General features: G+C 37.7%; 8 protein-coding genes and 4 pseudogenes. 9 read left to right on the top strand and 3 right to left on the bottom strand.

The genetic code is table 11. The annotated features are described in order from the left end of the window. Nucleotides 1-145 precede the first annotated feature (145 nt). On the bottom strand, nucleotides 146-598 hold the full coding sequence (locus tag RQ973_RS03850; RefSeq protein ID WP_049504821.1) for a universal stress protein: 453 nt from the start codon (nucleotides 596-598) through the stop codon (nucleotides 146-148). 145 nt (nucleotides 599-743) lie between these two features. Between RQ973_RS03850 and RQ973_RS03845 the strand changes: the two genes are divergently transcribed. From RQ973_RS03845 to RQ973_RS03815, 8 genes and pseudogenes are all read left to right on the top strand, one after another. Beyond that, a complete protein-coding gene (locus RQ973_RS03845) occupies nucleotides 744-1,583 on the top strand; it encodes a metallophosphoesterase family protein (RefSeq protein ID WP_311522807.1) in 840 nt (279 codons plus the stop codon). 71 nt (nucleotides 1,584-1,654) lie between these two features. Continuing rightward, nucleotides 1,655-2,092, top strand: a complete 438-nt coding sequence (locus RQ973_RS03840) for an Rrf2 family transcriptional regulator (protein WP_153224898.1) — start codon at nucleotides 1,655-1,657, stop codon at nucleotides 2,090-2,092. 116 nt (nucleotides 2,093-2,208) lie between these two features. Then, nucleotides 2,209-2,328: pseudogene (locus RQ973_RS09470) on the top strand (helicase SNF2); the annotation flags it as partial. A gap of 69 nt (nucleotides 2,329-2,397) precedes the next feature. Then, nucleotides 2,398-2,643, top strand: a complete 246-nt coding sequence (locus RQ973_RS03835) for a DUF5962 family protein (protein ID WP_153225809.1) — start codon at nucleotides 2,398-2,400, stop codon at nucleotides 2,641-2,643. Nucleotides 2,644-2,722: 79 nt separating this feature from the next. After that, nucleotides 2,723-2,824, top strand: a pseudogene (locus RQ973_RS03830) (DUF5966 family protein); the annotation flags it as partial. Nucleotides 2,825-2,876: 52 nt separating this feature from the next. Next, nucleotides 2,877-5,555: a hypothetical protein gene (locus RQ973_RS03825; protein WP_311522806.1), complete on the top strand. Its 2,679-nt coding sequence runs from the start codon at nucleotides 2,877-2,879 to the stop codon at nucleotides 5,553-5,555. A gap of 117 nt (nucleotides 5,556-5,672) precedes the next feature. Next, nucleotides 5,673-5,858: pseudogene (locus RQ973_RS03820) on the top strand (hypothetical protein); the annotation flags it as partial. After that, nucleotides 5,852-5,959: pseudogene (locus RQ973_RS03815) on the top strand (Rrf2 family transcriptional regulator); the annotation flags it as partial. The pseudogenes RQ973_RS03820 and RQ973_RS03815, both read left to right, overlap by 7 nt. A 380-nt stretch (nucleotides 5,960-6,339) precedes the next feature. Here the strand turns inward: RQ973_RS03815 and RQ973_RS03810 are convergent. Together RQ973_RS03810 and RQ973_RS03805 are read right to left on the bottom strand one after the other, a co-directional pair. Next, nucleotides 6,340-10,041, bottom strand: a complete 3,702-nt coding sequence (locus tag RQ973_RS03810) for a pullulanase (protein WP_311522805.1) — start codon at nucleotides 10,039-10,041, stop codon at nucleotides 6,340-6,342. Nucleotides 10,042-10,774: 733 nt separating this feature from the next. Then, entirely contained in the window at nucleotides 10,775-12,244 is a 1,470-nt protein-coding gene (locus RQ973_RS03805) for a M protein trans-acting positive regulator PRD domain-containing protein (protein ID WP_311522804.1), read from the bottom strand. 294 nt (nucleotides 12,245-12,538) lie between these two features. On the opposite strand from RQ973_RS03805, the gene RQ973_RS03800 reads away from it, so the two are divergent. Then, on the top strand, nucleotides 12,539-17,627 hold a 5,089-nt coding region (locus RQ973_RS03800), incomplete at its 3' end, for a Rib/alpha-like domain-containing protein (protein WP_311522802.1).

Below are 17,627 nucleotides of genomic sequence, written 5' to 3'. Positions count from 1 at the left end.
GAATCTAGAATAGTACACTACGGATTCTAAAAAAACTTCTAGAAATTAAGTTGGCTTTCCCAATCTCTTTGTTCACACCTTAATTCAATCTATTATATAGAAAAATGAGGTTAGGAGAAAAATCCCAACCTCATTTCTGTTTTTATTACAAAGTTTTATCCTTATCTCTAACGACGAGAAGGTCAACGCTGGTATGGCGTAAGATATATTCTGATGAAGAACCAACTAGCAAGCGCTCAAAGGCATTGAGTCCTGTTGCTCCAACTAAAATCAAATCAACCTTTTCTTTGTCTGGAATTGTTTTAGCTAAGAGAGTTTTAGGGTTACCCATCTCAATAACAACTTTTATGTCTGTGAGACCAGCATCTCTTGCACGCTTTTCATATTCTGCCATCAAATCGTTGGCCTCTACTTGCAATTCTTCGTAAACTTCAGCATCAAATGTTGAGATGCTTTGAAGAGCACGTGTGTCAATGACATGAGCAATAGTTAGTTTTGCTTGGTTACGCAGTGCTGAATGAACCCCTTTGATGAAAGCCAAGTCAGCTTCCTTAGAACCGTCAACTGCTACCATGATATTTTCATAACGTTGTGTCATAGCAAAAACCTCCTCATTCTTATTACCTTCATTGTAATCCTTTTCACTAAAAAAGTAAAGTAAAAAACGATAGAAAAGATAGGTGCTTTTTGACTTTGACTTGGAGTTTGTTATAATAAAAATAGAAAAGCTAAGAGGAAAAGATATGACAAAAATCGCAGTATTATCAGATATACATGGCAATACAACAGCCTTAGAGGCTGTTCTGGCAGATGCCCAGAAGTCGGAGGTTGATGAGTATTGGCTCTTGGGAGATATCCTCATGCCTGGAACAGGACGAAAAAATATTCTCCAGATACTGGACACTTTACCCATCACCCATAGAGTTTTAGGGAATTGGGAGGAGAGCTTGTGGCGCGCCTGCCATCGTCAGTTAGATGAAACCAGACCCAGTCATCGTTATCTCTTACGCCAATGTCAGTATATTATGGAAGAACTCAGCATCGAGGAGATTGAGGCACTGCAGGACTATCCTTTGCAAGTGCATCGCCAGTTTGGAGATCTGAAGCTAGGGATTAGTCATCACTTGCCTGATAAAAACTGGGGAAGAGAGCTGATTCATCTTGGTAAGCAAGAGGATTTTGATCGTCTTGTCACCAATCCAGATTGCGATATTGCCATTTATGGCCATATCCATCAGCAGTTTCTTCGTTATGGTAGTGGTGGCCAGCTTATCCTGAATCCAGGTTCGATTGGGCAACCCTTCTTTTTATCTGGGAATTTACGCAAAGACTTGCGGGCCCAATACATGATCTTAGAATTTGACGAAAAAGGTTTAAAAGATGCTGATTTTCGTCGTGTCGATTATGATATTGAGGCAGAATTACAGCTAGCCAAAGACTTACAATTACCCTACTACCAAGTTTATTATGAAAGTTTGGTTAATGGGATTCACCATACCCACAATCAGGACTTGTTGCACGAAATCGCTCAGAGTCAAGGACATGATGTTGAATTGGATGACTGGCTTAGTGGTAACTCTTGACATTACAACTAGAAGAGATATAATAAACTTAAGAAAAGAAAGAACTAATCTGACGAAAAAAGGAGAAGAGGATGCAAATTTCAAGTCGATTTACCATTGCAACTCACATGTTGATTATTATTGCCCTAAAAGGGAAGGAAAGCAAGGTGACTAGCGATTTTCTAGCTAGTAGTGTTGGAGTCAATCCAGTTATTATCCGTAAAACCTTGTCCCAACTGAAAAAGGCAGAGTTGATCTCAGTTGCGCGTGGAACTGGAGGGGCAGAGATTATCAAAGACTTAGAGGATATCAGTCTATTAGATGTTTACCAAGCGGTCGAATGCCTTGGAAAGACAGGTCAACTCTTTAGTTTTCATGACAATCCCAATCCAGCCTGTCCAGTAGGAGCTAACATCCATGGGGTTTTAGATGAGAAATTACAAAAGATTCAGCTAGCCATGGAGCAGGAGCTGAGCCAAACCAGTCTTGCTCAAGTGGTGACAGATGCAGAGAGTAGGCTAGAAGGATAAGAGGACTTTAGATCCTCTTTTTCTATGTGGATAATTATGATAAAATGTAGTCATTAACTACAAACTATAAGAGAAGTCAATAGTTTTATCGTGCCCTTACCAGATACCGTCTCTTTTATGAAGTTTTAGCTCCCTTAGTTGAAAAAGAAGCAGAAATTGAGGAAATATATGCGTATTTGGCCAAGTTTAGTGAAGATACACTAGACAAAGATCAACAAATAGCACTTGAGATATAAGAAAAACGCTGACAAATATTTTTGAACGCGGTAAAATGAAGTTAAGAAATTACAAAATGAGACTAGATTATGGTCAAAACGATAGAAGAAATACGTTATCAACTAGAAGAATGGGTGGCACAAGGTTTTACAAGTTCAGAGGATAGTTCTGACTACCAAGATTTAAAGGAACAGTATGAAGATGAACTCCTTGATGTTAGTTTTTCAAAACGAGAAATAATCAGTCAATTAGAGGTCATCATCACAACCCGTGATAATGGCTTTCCAGACTTAGAGGAGGTTACAAAAGAAGAATATCTTGATTTAGCTAGTTAATTAGACGAAATCGACAAGGAACAAACTGATTATTACCGTAAGCACTTATCCTAGAAAGATATTCAAGTTGTTGTAACTAATTCTACAAAGTCTTTTGATCATTGCAGTAATTGAACTGATATTGCTTGTCCTTTATCAAATTGCGAAAGTTTCAGGTGCCTTGTTTCAAATCAGATTTATCATATATATTAGGTATAATCATTATTAATTAGAAAAAAGAAGGGGTGTTTTGCTTGTTTGAAAAATTAATTCTATATTCTCCAATAATTATTTTTGTATTGTCCTATATTCTAAGATTTTTTGGGCGACTTAGGTTTACAATCTTTATAGATGAATTAATTTCAGGTGATAAAATCAAATATTTTTCTCATATATTATTTTTCTCAATCGTGAGTTATATTTATTGGTTATGTTATCAATATAAAATTTCATTATTTAATCTTGAAAGTGATGATTTAGATATAGCATCCGTATTTTCTGTAGTCTTAGCTATATGGTCGTGTTACGGAGTTTATGTTGGATTTTTACAATTTATGGTTGGTTATGACAATAAAGAAAAAGGGACTTACTTAGGCTATCAAAAAATGGATTTTTTAACAGACAGCAATGTTTGGTATCATTTAACAAATAGTTGGGAGTTCATTGGTTCTTTGTTGCTATCAATTATTATTCCTCTTATAGTTAAATTTAATGCATCTGCAGGTATTCATTATCAATATATTTGGCAGGCTATAATTGGTTTCCTATTGATTTTGTTTATCTTTCTTTTGAAATTTAGCTTAAAAGTGGCTAAAACAACTATATTTATCAACAAAAATACTGATGGAAGATTGAAAGAATTCATAGAATCGGATATTGAAAATAGATACCACAGATATTTTAATAGATTACTCAAGCAAAAATTTTCCCATGGAGCTAGAAAGAGTTATTTTAAGCAAGTTAGAGTGGATCTATCTAAGATTGACAATGCTAAAGATAAAAGCACATTTTTAGAATTTATTTATTGTAATATTTCTAGTGAAGAAATTATTGGAATTTTAAAGGAATTTGAGGTGGGAGATATTTTCAATTATAAGTGCTTTATAAAAGAGAAATATGAATTAATATCTCATATTAATTGTGAAGATGATGAATTAATTTGTTTTGCTACTTCTTTATTTAAGCTAGATGTTCAGATGTTTGATAAATTAATTAAAAAGAATATACGTTGGATAGAGAATGATAATAGTTTTAAAACTACGGGTATTTTTAGAAAAAAAGAGATTTTAGGTGTAGAGTATAATTCGAAAGTTAGGAATTTAGGAATTAATTGGTATGAATATAGTAAAATAAATAACATACATTTTTGTATGTTTGAAATATTAGCGGAGATGGCTAAAAATAAACAAACAAATTCTTATTTGATATCTTTAGTTCAGAAAAAGATTTCTAAAAATAATGTTTGGAAAAATTATTGGGAAACAGATATTCCCAGCAAAATATTTATTTTTGACAAGTTAATTTCTGATTCCAATCTTCGAATTTCTAAAGAATACTTTAGAAAAATCAAAAAGATAGATGTATATTACTCATCAACCTATCCTGATAGCATTGACTATAATTCTGATACTGACAGTGTATATCTTGCATTGCATTCAAATATACTTAAAATTGATTTCCATTTAAAAAATGGTGAACAGCATTATGTTCAGCGCAATGAAATCAGAGACTATTATAATGAATATGAAGAGAAAGTTTGGAATATTATTTTTGATAAATATAGAAATTCAGATGATTTATCAGACGTATTTCTTCCTGATTTAAGAGAGCCTGAAATGAGAGTAGATCCTTTTGATGGCGGTGATGAAATAATTATTCTAGACTACGATAATAAGCTTGCTTACTCTAGAATATGTTTTAAGTACCTAACTGATAATCATAACCATGTTGACAGTAGTACTTCCAATTTTACCAATTTAATAGAAATCGTAAAAACGATGTCTATTAACTATCGTGGAGCATTTGCATTATACCAACTGCTTCATCCAGAAACTAGAGACTGGGATTCAAGTGATGGAGAATATATTGAAATCTTAGTGGAAATTTTTAAGTCTAGTAAAGAAAAAAAGGAAAAACTTTATAGCAACATGATTTCAATAATTGATACCGTCGAATATGGTGAGCATGTTGGTGTAGAGATTCTTAAAAAGGTGTTTGATACTAGAGATATTGAACTTATTGATGATGAGTTTTTGAAAGATTTCAAAGGTATTTCTAAACTAAAGCTTATTGTAGTTCAAAGTATATTATCTACTAGTCCATATGGTTTTAGAAGAGTGGAGTTGCAAGAAAGATGGGGAAAACAAGATTTAGTTGACCAATACATAAGAGGACTTTCCATAACTCCTAATATATTTCCAACCTACACCTATGATTATAAGACTTTGAATTCTACCATGAGTGAATTCTTGATGAAAAATATAGAATTACTTTCCCCCTACGAATTTAGTCAGTTACCTTTAAGTTCACTTTTGTTACTTGAAGAATTTTTATATCGGAAATGGGGAAGGGAGGAAAAGCATGATGAACAAGAATTTATGGTTAATCTCATCAAAAAAGAAGCTGAGTATAAATCAAAGGGTTATTCATATAGTATCTATGGCTCTCTCTTGAAATTTTTTACCTTAAAATTGATAGAAGGCAAAGGGAATAAATATTTAAAACTAGTCAATGATAAAGATTTTAAAAAAGAATTTAAGTTTTCTTTACTTAATCATCTTAAGAGAAATCAATTGACACTAGATATGTATTTAGATGGAATTGATGAGGAACTTAAAAATTACGATAGCGTAATGATTGGTATTTGTGAAAAAGAATTAATTAAAAGAGAGGTAGAAAAAATAATTTTTGAAAATTATTTATATCTTGGATAATTGCCATTATAAAATAGAGGCTTCTTAATAACAGTTATTGGATTACCAATTGGTAGACCTTTTTCTTTTGATAAAATTTTCAAGTTAATCTTAATATGATATGGCTATCATTAATAAGGAGATGGCTTGGGATGTCGGACAGCAGGCTATTACATTCCATCTGACTTTATCCGTGAATTTGTAGCCTTGTGTGCGAAATTGAAGTGGATTTTTATGTTCTTCTACGGATTATTATTCTTAACCCTGCTATTTTCCTATAAGGAAATTCTATGGCGAGGGATTCTTAAAAACCAAGGATTTTAGATGAGAAATTACAAAAGATTCAGCTAGCTATGGAGCAGGAGCTGAGCCAAACCAGTCTTGTCCAAGTAGTGGCAGATGCCGAAGCAAGGATAGAGAAATAAGAGCTTCTAGAAAGAGGCAGAACGTAGACCTACCCTATCAGTAATAAAAAAATTGCCCTTATAGAGGTTGGATACTATATAGTAAAAACTCTTAGAAATGCTGACATAATGCTATTTTTAAGAGTTTTTTTATTTTCTCTAGTAAAAGAAAGAGATTGAAACAAATTGATCAAAATGAACCTTTTTTTAAATCTGAAGAGGCGAGACACAAACATAATTTTAGTAGAATATTGAGTATAAATCTTTCCACAATAAAACGCATATTATCAAGTTTTTTAAACATCTGAATAATATGCGTTTTTCTGATTTTAAAGACTTTTATCCCAGCCTCTTTTTACATGTCTTTCTATCAAGTTGCTGGATTTATAGAGTCCTTGCTTTTATTGTTCCTTTCTTGACTTGAGGAAGCTACCAAGTCCAAGGAGGGCTAGGAGGCTAATTCCTGCTAATGCAAGGTAGGAAACTTTTTCTGTTCCAGTGTTTGGAAGGACTTTTTGTGATAGTGAGTCAGTTCCAGGTTGAGTTGCGTCAGACTGGTTAGCAAGAGTTTGCCCTTTATCCTCTGACTTGTCTGTATTTGTTTCATAGGTGCTTGGTTGCGCTTCTGGTTTTTCTTCCACAGCTGGGGCAACGATGGCACCGCCTTGAGCGATTCGAAGAACAGTGGCTGTAAGGGCATTTAATTTCAAGCCTTTTTCAGTCCATTCAAGTCCTTGAGGGTTGGCAATTCCGACTGGTCCTGCTTGGTTTTCATCTGCTAAAACTTCAGCATTTCTTAGATGTGCAAAGGCAGTTCCCAAATTAAATTCGCGAGCTTTTTCGTCCGCATTGACAAAGACTGCGTAGATATCTCCGTTTGGAGCAGTGATTTGGTAGCCAATCACTACATCTTCTTTGTCCACACCATTTTGGCCTGGGATAGTGATGAGGTGGACACGGTCCTTGATATCTTGAAGACTCTTAAGTCGGAAGGCGTCTGTAGATTGGCGAAGTGCAATTAAACCTTTCATGTAGTCACGGCTCTTGACATTTTCAGGATAAGCTTTTCCATCAGTTGCCTTGGTCCAATCAAACTTGTTGACAGCATCACTAGAGTCATAAGAATCATGGATGAAGTAAGGATAGTCAAATGGGTTACCGTCCTTATCACGCAACAAGTGAGATTTATTTGGTACCTTATCTTCTGAAACTGGAGTCTTGTAGGCTGGGTCACGGAATTGTTTGGTACGTCCGTATTCCTGACCAGAGTGAATAAATGGAGTTCCTTGAGCTGTCAAGACCATGAGATTTCCGAGGCGCAAACGACGATGGATTTCCGCATAGTTTTCAGCCTTGCTTGGGTCTTTTTTGATTGATTGGGCAATGATGTCAAAGAGGGTCAAGTTATCATGGGCTGCGATGTATTGAATCACATCTCCAGGGCTATCTGCTTCAAAGTTGGTTGGTTGAGCAATTAGATTTTTAAAGATGGTATTGATATCGCGTTTTCCACCTGTGATAAAGGCAGGTTGACCTTCATTTGGATAACCAGACTTGAGGTTGTTACGGATGTCATCTGAAAATACAGCGACAGTATCGGTATGTTTCATCCAATCTTGGTCAGCAGCTTTAGTAGGCATATTTTCATCACCAGAATAGGTTCTCCAACCTTCACCAAGCATGATGAGATTTGGATTGAGGGCGCGTGCAGCCTTGTAAGCTTCTTCGACAGAAGCTGCATCATGATCTCCCATCATATCGAAACGGAAACCATCTACTTTGTAGGTATCAACTAGATATTTGATAGAGTCTACCATGACGCGTTTAGACATGTAGTGAGTTGTTCCTAGACGACCACCACCAAAGCTAGTACGAGGTGTCCCGTCTGCATCCATGAAGTGGTAGTAGTTTGGCTCAATGTCTTCAAAGATATCAACATTGGCAGTATGGTTGTAAACTACGTCTAAGATAGCACCCATGCCACGTTTATGGATTTCGTTGACAAGGTTCTTAAATTCTGCGATACGTTTTTCTGGGTCCTTAGGATCACTTGAGTACATACCAGTCAAGGAGAAGTAGTTTTGCGGGTCGTAGCCCCAGTTGTAGTTGCTATCGCTTGAAGCATAGGCGGACAAGCGTTCATGGTTTTTCAATTCATTGACATAATAGTAAGACAAGACGGGAAGGAGCTGGATGTGGGTTACACCCAAGTCTTTGAGGTAGTCTAGTTTTTCGATAAAGGCTTCAAAAGTACCAAATGGTTTGGTCAAATCTTTTGCGATAGCAGGATCTGAGGTAAAGTCACGAACGTGAGCCTCGTAGATAACAGCATCTTCACGAGATTTGAAGTTATGAATCTTACCATAAGTCAAGTCTTGAGGTCCAAGTTTTGCTGGATCCACAAAAGCAGCTTTAGCAACCTTATGGGCAGCGTCTGTTTTGGATAGATCGCTGTTCCAAGCTGCCAGAGATTTAGCGTAAGGATCAAGTACGAGGACAGTCTTGCCTTGGCGCTCGATCTGGTAGTGGTAGTAGTAGCCAGTATAGTTGCTAATACCAAGTCCTGAATTCTCATCCAGGGTCTGTTTCCAAGTTCCTTTTTCTCCTTTTTTAAGAGCGACGGTTCCAACCACTTTTTCAGGATCTTTCTTATCGTAGATGACAACAGAAACTTTATCAGCACTTGGAGACCAGAGTGTCAGATCAACACGTTTGCCATCTTCTTTAAGATTAGCACCAAGAGGGCCATCGTAACTGTAAGTCTCATCTTTGAGACGCCAGCTTGAACGAGTTGTAAAACGGTCTGAATCGTAGGCAACGGTGTATGGGTTTTGAGTGTCAGAGAAATCACCGATGTAGGTTACTTTCTTACCTGTTTCATCAACTGTAACATCTGTGATTGTTACTTTATTGCCTAGGTGGTCTGTGATCGTTGAGCGTTTGAGAATGTCTTCTTTTTTTGCACCAACCAAGGTAGAAAAACTACTTTCAATACGGGACTTAGCCACATGTTGGGCACCAGTCATACGTATGTCGTGTACATAGTAAGGGTTGGTGTAGATTGTTTCGTCATCATCCTTAAGGAAGATTTGACTGTGGTTTTTCAGGTCAGTAAATTTATAATCTTCTTTTCTGATTTTCACATCATCGCCTTTCTTGCTCTCATCTAATAGTAAAAATCCAAATTCTCTGGCGGCTTCATTGAGCGGAATGTCGATGTAGCGTCCGTGTTTTCCACTTGCAGTAAAGTCTGTACCGTCAGGCCATTCTCCACTACTTGGAGTTTTAACATCTCCCCAATACCAGAGAGATTTCTTGTCATAGTTGCCATCGGTGCGGAAATAGTTGACGCGGATTGTTCCCGCAGGCTGAGGTTGGTAGTTGTGGACCTTGTAGTCCTCATCAAGCCAAGCTTCATTCATCTTTGGAGAGAGGCGTTCTACCGAACGGTCTCCGGTAAGGTTGTCACCTTTGGTGTTGTTAATGAGGAAGCTGATTTTCTTAGCTTGTTCATTTTTTAGTTTGACATCAAGGTAGTAGCCGTAGTCGTCTTTCTTGGCATCCTTGAAGGACTGGGCACCATTTGGCCAATTTTCAGATGGTTTTTCGACATCGTCCCAGGTCCAAAGGCCTTGCGAATCTTGGTTTTCTTGGGGAAGTTTTTTGACGTGGATACGGAAGTAGTTGTCTTGGATCGGATTTTCAGATACAGTGTCTGCTGGCGAAGCTTTCTCAGTAGCTAGACTTGATACTTCTGTTTTCTCGTCTTTATTGGTTAGAAGGCTTGCACTAGTCTCGGTTGTATCTGTTTCAGAAACTGCTACTGGGTTAGATGTTTTAGAATCTAGGGAAGCGTTTGCATCTTTTGAGGTCAAAATAGGCGTTTTTTCCTCAGCTTGGCTGGTTTCTGTAGTAGCTGGGCCTGCACTAATAGCGCTTACATTTTCTTGTGTGCCCAGACTAGTTTCAGCTGCAGCTACAGAAGGTGCTGTTAAGGCAAGGAGGATAAAGCTTGCTCCAATAAGGACAGAGCCAGTTCCGTTTTTCAGAGAACGGATACTGTAAACCATTTTTTTATCTGGTTGAGATGACGTGTTTTTCATAGACACTCTCCTATCATTTATTTCTATCCTAGTATAGCATGGAGTAAAATTTTATGCAATCGTTTTCTTTTGTTTTGTAGGTGAGAAATCAGACTCCATTAAAATCCAATCCCCCTTTTTGTTGATAGTCTACTGAAGAAATATCGTAGCCTAAGTATAAACATTGAAATTGACCAGCTAATCAGTAGATCTTGCTATATTCTAGAAAAGCAAGGAAAAGTTTTTTGTTAGACTGAAATAGATAGGTTATAGTTAAATAAAATCTGAACAAATTTACTAGAGAAGTTAAGTCAATTTCTAGCAATTTTTTAGAATTCACAATGCAGAGTATATTGAATCTAGAACAGTACACTACGACTGCTAAAAATATTTCTAGAAATAAGTTTGACTTTCCTAATCGAATTGTTCATCCCTTATTTCAATCCACTATGTTGTAAATGAGCAGAAATTTATCAATAAGTGCGAATCCATTGTTGAAAGTAATACTCAATGAAAATCAAAGAGTAAACTAGGAAATTAGCCGCAGGTTGCTCAAAACACTGTTTTGAGGTTGTGGATAGAACTGACAAAGTCAGCTCAAAGCACTGCTTTGGGGTTGCAGATGGACGTTGACGCGGTTTGAAGAGATTTTCGAAGAGTATAAAAACGCATAATATCAAGTTTTTAAGATAACTGACATTATGCGTTTGTATATGTTTTAGTCTGCTTACTTGGTTATAAAACAGAGGCTTTTTTAAAGTTTACTAATGGAAAGAGTATTGAGTTCATTGACGACTTGTAGATTAGCCATGCGACCGACGTTCATGAGTTTCGGATGAACCAATCCTTCAATATCAAAGTTGGTAATGATGGCATCGTAACCCGCTTCCATGATTTCATTGACATTGAGTGTCGCTTTATCCCATGTTTCAAAGTGGATGTTTCTAGAGGTGTAAAATTGATAGAGTGAAATCAAAGCCTGAGGATGGGCAAAGTCAAACTCACTTAAAACAAGAACACGAACCTTGGTTTGGTGCTTTAGGAGTTGTTCCATTAGATCAGTTGCGTGGGTTAAAAGAGTATAGACTAGATGGATTACAGCGTGAAGTTGCTCCTTTTGTCCCAAGCTAGACTTATAGCGCATCATTTCAAAACTAGCTGCTTCGTAAAAATCTGGGAAGAACTTTTTAATCTTATTCAGTGCATAAGATTTGTTATGAGAAATGATAGATTCTGAGTTGATTTCTTGACGCTCTAGAAATGCAGTGTTATGCAAGTGCCAAATCAATTGATCGGTATTTGAAAAGTGGACATCAAACTGTCGGGTAAGATTGTCTAGGACATCTCGAGCTGAGTGATAGGAGTGATCGACTTTCTCATTGTCTTTCCGCGCCTCTAGGAAATCCTCGACCGTGAAGAAAATCCCCTCTTGAGTATAGGAGCTGAAAATTTGGTCAATAGTTGTAAAATCGAGTGTGATTCCAAGACGATCACCAAGAGATTGCAATTCCTGCTGGAAGTTTGAAAGTTGACTAAAAATAGAGCGAAGAGAGTCAAACTCGATTTCCCCTTTAGGTCTCGGTAAAATCTTTGCTCGATGGAGATTGACTGCAATTTGTATCTTCAGCTGAAACATATTTTGGTAGGTGATAGGATAGCCTGTGACCTTGACAAAAAAAGTCACAAATTCATCCACATCTTCAGAAGAGAAAGGAAATGGCCATTTGAAGAAACCATAGGCTTCATGGAAATATTGGGCAAAAAAGAAGCGAATGTCTCTTTCGTCTCCAATAATTGAAATAGGCGTCACCTTGAGCTTGAATTTATATTTTGACCGCAGAATATTATTGATTTCAGCAACCTTCTTACGAAGTGAGGGAAGAGAAATGTCAAGCGTTTGAACTAGGTGCTCGAAAGTAAATGGTTCTTCTAATAGGAAGAAAGCTCTGAGTACCTGAAAATTAACAGACTCTTGCAAAACGTGTCTATAAATTCGCTCAATACCAAAGTTCTGTTCGTTCGTTAGTCGGATACCAGCAGTTGATGATAAAATATCAAAGCAAGAAAGTTGCTCGCGCATTTCTTTGATATCGCTTTTGATGATGCGTCCATTCAAATCTAGAATATCAGCCAAGGTGTCGATATGAATCCATTCTTGGTTCTCAAATAAGTATTCTAGAATTTTTAATTGTCTCTGTTCTTTGTGAGATAATAGTTCTCTCATAGAAAATACTCCTTGAAAATATAATGTATTATAAACAAAAAAAAGATAAAAAAATTATCAGGGCTTTTTTCTATTATAGCATGTTTTCGGAAAAAATTTTTAAAATTCGTTTATAAATTACCAATTTTTATAATAATTTTACTAAAAAAATCGAAAATTTGGAAATGATTTGCATCAAATGTTTTTTTTTTTTCTAAAAGGAGCAAAAAACTTGACTATGTTGATACCATATTTTATAATAGCAATGTATGTAAAACACATGCGACTCTAATAAAAAATAAATAGGAGATAAGAATGTATTTTAATCGTAAAAATGCAGAGCAGAAGAACTGGCGTATGATTAAAAAAGGAAAACATTTCCTTTTTGGTTGTTCGCTTGTTTTTGCGGTCGGAGCTAGCTTAGCTACTCAAACAGTCCATGCAGACACAGCATCGGAATCTACAGTTGAGAGTGGCTCAAAAGCTAAAGAGGCTAAGCCTGGATATGGTGGAGAAACGGGGACTTATGAAGCTCCTGCTGCTGTGGCAGAGACTCAGCCAGCAACAGTTGAAAAAGCAGTGGTAGCGGAAAACACTACTGCTAAAACAGCTAACAAAGAAGTTTTGACCCAGTTGGTCGAAGAAGTAAAAGGCTTGGACAAAGCAGGAAAGACAGAAGACTCTCTTTCTCGCTTGAACACAGCACTTGAACAAGCACAAAAGGTTTTGGATAAGGAAGAAGCTAGCCAAGACCAAGTGGATACAGCAGTCGCTAGTCTCAAAGAGGCAGTAGCTCAACTTGCTATCAAAGAAGAAAAAACAACAGCAGTAGCCACTGAAGCTAAAGTTGAAGAAGTAACGGAAGCGGCAACTGAACCAGTCGCACCAGCTGAACCAGTCCGTTCAAGAGGGAAACGTGATCTAAGTTCACGTGCAGTATACCGTTCAGTTGACGGCTCACTCGCTGAAGGTGAATTTGCTGGTGCGGGTGTCAAGCAGTTTCAGTCAGTTCGCTACAGTGTGGATGGAGACACAACAACTTGGACAATTAGTGTTGTACCGCAGCATAAGAATCACCAAGCTGCTGGCTTGGTGGTCGCATCAGATGATACAATTCAAAGTATTACTGTCGTAGACCGTGGTCCTAATGCTGGACGTCTGAATGAGGATTATTACGTTGAGAAAGATTTTGGAAAGCTCCCTGCTATGAGCAATCACAAAGCTTTGGCGTCTCATTATAAATACATTGGTGGAGGAGTTCCTGATTCGCTTACCTATAGTGTAGTGACTAAAGGTACCAAACACAATCTGTTTGCTCGTTTTGCAACAGCTATTGTAAAAAACTCACTAGAAAATGGTGGGATGAATGGTTCATCAGCTGTTAAAAATCGTACTTCAGATTTCCCAGAAGTTGGGATTAATATTTCATCAAGACTTGCACCACAACCAGGAGTCAACAACACTTACACTCAAACAAATGACACAATTACAGTACCTACTGTAGCTTCTACAGACACAACCATCTCAGGTACAGGTAAGCCAGGTGCTATCATCAATCTCAAGAGCAATGGTAAAACTGCTAAGCAAACCCAAGTTGCACAAAACGGCCAATGGTCATTCCCACTTGATTTTGGTTTGAATAGTAGCGTCTCTGGTGGTCCACAGTTGGTTACTGGGGATAATATTAGCGTTACCCAAACAGTTGGTGGAGTAGAAAGTGCTGCTACACCTGTAAACATCTCTCTAGGTCACTCAGAGATCGTACCATCATCTAAATCAAAACAACAGAATAATCTTGTTGAAAATGATAGAAATGTTACCTTGAAAGTGCCACATGATGCGGGAGCAGCATACTTCCAATTCACAGATACAGATGGCAAGGCGCAAGAAGTTGGACTCAAGCGTACGGCTGTTCCAGGTAAGTGGCAAGTAAACTCTTCAAGCAGTGCTATTGCTAGTGTTGCTTCAAGTGAAGATGGTAAGTTCTACTCAACGATCAACTTGACCTTGAACAAAGATATGAAAGCTGGAACAACAGCTCGAGTTATCTCTAACATGCAAGAAGGTAGCTACTCAAGTCTTCAAGGATGGCAAACACGTAACGTTGAAGAAGCTCCAAAAGCAGAGACTCCAAAAGAAGAAACTCCAGCACCAGTTGCACCACAACCAGAACCATCAAAACCAACCGCTCCAGCAGTAGATGCTGCAACTGCAACTAGTGGTCCAGAAATTGTCAATGATTTGGCAGGTAAAGCAAGTACTCCAGCTGATGTAACAGTGAAAGCACCAGCAGGTTCAACTGTTAAACTTTACAACAAAGATGGCGTTGTGATTGGTGAAGCTGTAGCTAACGACCAAGGTGTAGCAACTGTTCACCCTACAAACAGCCTTCCAGAAGGTGAGATTACAGCTACTACAACACCAGCAGGTGGAAGTGAGTCAGCTAAGAGTGCACCGATTACGGTTACAAAAACACCAACTCCAATTGAGAACAAGCAGGTAACTACGGGTCCTTATAAGTTGCAAATGATAACCAATGCGACTAAGGTTACACTTTATCGTGGAGATAAACTTCATTTAACAGGTGATGCTGCTGGGACAGCCTTGCGTTGGTTTGGGATTACTAAACCCACAGCTTTTAATGTAAAAGGGGTATCACCAACGGGTGGATTGGCTACTAATGGAAGTAAAGCAATAAGAAACAGCCATGCCGAAACAGAAGGTACTGTTTCATGGAACCAACGTCTTGGAGATACTACGGTTACCTTTAGAGCTGAAGGAAGTCCAGATCCAACAAGCAATCAGAGAGCAGCAATTGAACGAACAATTACTGTCACAGTTCTTGAAACCACTAAAAAGTATGACCCAGTTGCAGGTACAAAAGTAGATATTGCAAATCCAAACAACGTTAGTGAAGATGAAAAGAACAAGATCATCGACTCAGTTAAAACTGCTAACCCAAATCTTCCAGCAGAAACACAATACAGTGTAGATGAAAAAGGTAACCTTACTATCACTTATCCTGATGGATCAACAGATAAGGTTGCAGCAGCATATCTCGTTAACCCAACAACTCCTGCACGTGAAAACGTAGCTCCAACAGTAGAAATTCCTTACTCTAATAAAGCTGAAAAAGAAGTTTATGTCTATGGTGGAGAAGCAAACTCATTCGATATCAAATTCAAAGATGATAGTGGAAAAATTGCAAGTGCTACTGTAAAACAAGGTGGTAACAAAGCGTTTGCTGATGTTGCAGGTGAAGCAAATACCATCAACACTCAATATGGATTTAAAGCAAATGTTATCAATGCTGAAACTCCGGCAACAGCAGATGCACCAGCAGTCATTACCTACTCAGGTACTCCAGCAGCAACAGATGGTTTATCAAAAGAAAGACTAGATGCAGCAACTAAAGGAGAAAATCCAGAAGGTTTGGCTTTGGGATGGCGTTATGCAACTGCAACGGATACAGATGGTGCATTTATTGAGAATGGAGCAACAAATGCTTCAAACCCAACTGACCCAGGTGCATTCCGTGTCATGCTTAAGGCACAAACTCAAAAATATGACATTGTAGCTCCAACAGAAAAAGTTGCTGTAGCAGACCCAACGAATGTAACAGATGACGACTTAGCTAAAATCAAAGAGAAACTCCAACTTGAGTACTCTCAAACGAATGATGATGCTAACTTGGCAGACAAAAAAGGTACAGCTGTAGCTGATAAAGATGCTAAGATTCAATCAGTCACAAAAGACGCTGATGGAAATCTTGTTGTGACCTATAAAGATGGTTCTCAAGATAAGAAACCATTGTCAGAATTTGTAACTAAAGATACAACAACTCCTGCACGTGACAACGTAGCACCAACAGTAGAGATTCCTTACTCTAATAAAGCTACTAAAGAAGTTTATGTATACGGTGGAGAAGCAAACTCATTCGATATCAAATTCAAAGATGATAGCGGAAAAATTGCAAGTGCTACTGTAAAACAAGGTGGTAACAAAGCGTTTGCTGATGTTGCAGGTGAAGCAAATACCATCAACACTCAATATGGATTTAAAGCAAATGTTATCAATGCTGAAACTCCGGCAACAGCAGATGCACCAGCAGTCATTACCTACTCAGGTACTCCAGCAGCAACAGATGGTTTATCAAAAGAAAGACTAGATGCAGCAACTAAAGGAGAAAATCCAGAAGGTTTGGCTTTGGGATGGCGTTATGCAACTGCAACGGATACAGATGGTGCATTTATTGAGAATGGAGCAACAAATGCTTCAAACCCAACTGACCCAGGTGCATTCCGTGTCATGCTTAAGGCACAAACTCAAAAATATGACATTGTAGCTCCAACAGAAAAAGTTGCTGTAGCAGACCCAACGAATGTAACAGATGACGACTTAGCTAAAATCAAAGAGAAACTCCAACTTGAGTACTCTCAAACGAATGATGATGCTAACTTGGCAGACAAAAAAGGTACAGCTGTAGCTGATAAAGATGCTAAGATTCAATCAGTCACAAAAGACGCTGATGGAAATCTTGTAGTAACCTATGCAGATGGTTCTCAAGATAAGAAACCATTGTCAGAATTTGTAAACGTAGCTCCAACAGTTGAGCTCCCATACTCAAATGAAGCTAAGAAAGAAATCTATGTTTATACAGGTGAAAACACTGATTTAACATTCAAAGCATCAGACAACACTGCTGTTAAAGATATGTATGTACGTGGTCCTGGTGGTATTGGAAAAGATAATACGGCAGATTACGGTTTCACAACTGGAAAAATCGAGAATTCAGCAGTCACTCATGGTGATGGTACTGTATCAGGTGCTACAGCTACTATTAAGATGACAGGTGTTACAACACTTAAAGCTCCAAACCATTGGACAAGCTTTGTTGTTGCTAATGACAATGATAATGCACCATCAACTACTGATTTTAGAGCATTGGATCAAAACCCTAATGCAACTCAGACACCAGGATATGTTCACTTTATCGTTAAATCTCAAACAGATAAGTACGATATTGCAACTCCAGCTCCAGCTGATAAAGTTGAAGTAGCAGATCCAGATAAAGTAACAGATGCTGAGTTAGATAAAATCAAAGAAAAATTACAACTTGAGTACAAAAAAGATAACGATGATGCGAACATCGCAAAAGATACTCCAGTTGATAAAGATGGTAAGATTAAATCAGTCACAAAAGATGACAAAGGAAATCTTGTAGTAACCTATACAGATGGTTCTACAGATACAAAACCATTATCAGAATTTGTAACTAAAAAACCAACAGATGCAGATAAGAACGAGCCAACACCAAAAGCTCAAACTGTAGATAAAGGAACTGAACCAAAAGCAGAAGATTCAATCGGTAACTTGAAAGATCTTCCTAAGGGTACAACAGTAG

It is taken from the genome of uncultured Streptococcus sp. (assembly GCF_963511325.1).
Lineage (GTDB): Bacteria > Bacillota > Bacilli > Lactobacillales > Streptococcaceae > Streptococcus.
This window is presented reverse-complemented; position numbering and strand designations above follow the sequence as displayed.

Bases quoted from the DNA above. Each gene is read 5' to 3' on its own strand.
- RQ973_RS03850 (WP_049504821.1), bottom strand. From the start codon at position 598: ATGACACAACGTTATGAAAATATCATGGTAGCAGTTGACGGTTCTAAG.
- RQ973_RS03845 (WP_311522807.1), top strand. From the start codon at position 744: ATGACAAAAATCGCAGTATTATCAGATATACATGGCAATACAACAGCC.
- RQ973_RS03840 (WP_153224898.1), top strand. From the start codon at position 1,655: ATGCAAATTTCAAGTCGATTTACCATTGCAACTCACATGTTGATTATT.
- RQ973_RS03835 (WP_153225809.1), top strand. From the start codon at position 2,398: ATGGTCAAAACGATAGAAGAAATACGTTATCAACTAGAAGAATGGGTG.
- RQ973_RS03810 (WP_311522805.1), bottom strand. From the start codon at position 10,041: ATGAAAAACACGTCATCTCAACCAGATAAAAAAATGGTTTACAGTATC.
- RQ973_RS03805 (WP_311522804.1), bottom strand. From the start codon at position 12,244: ATGAGAGAACTATTATCTCACAAAGAACAGAGACAATTAAAAATTCTA.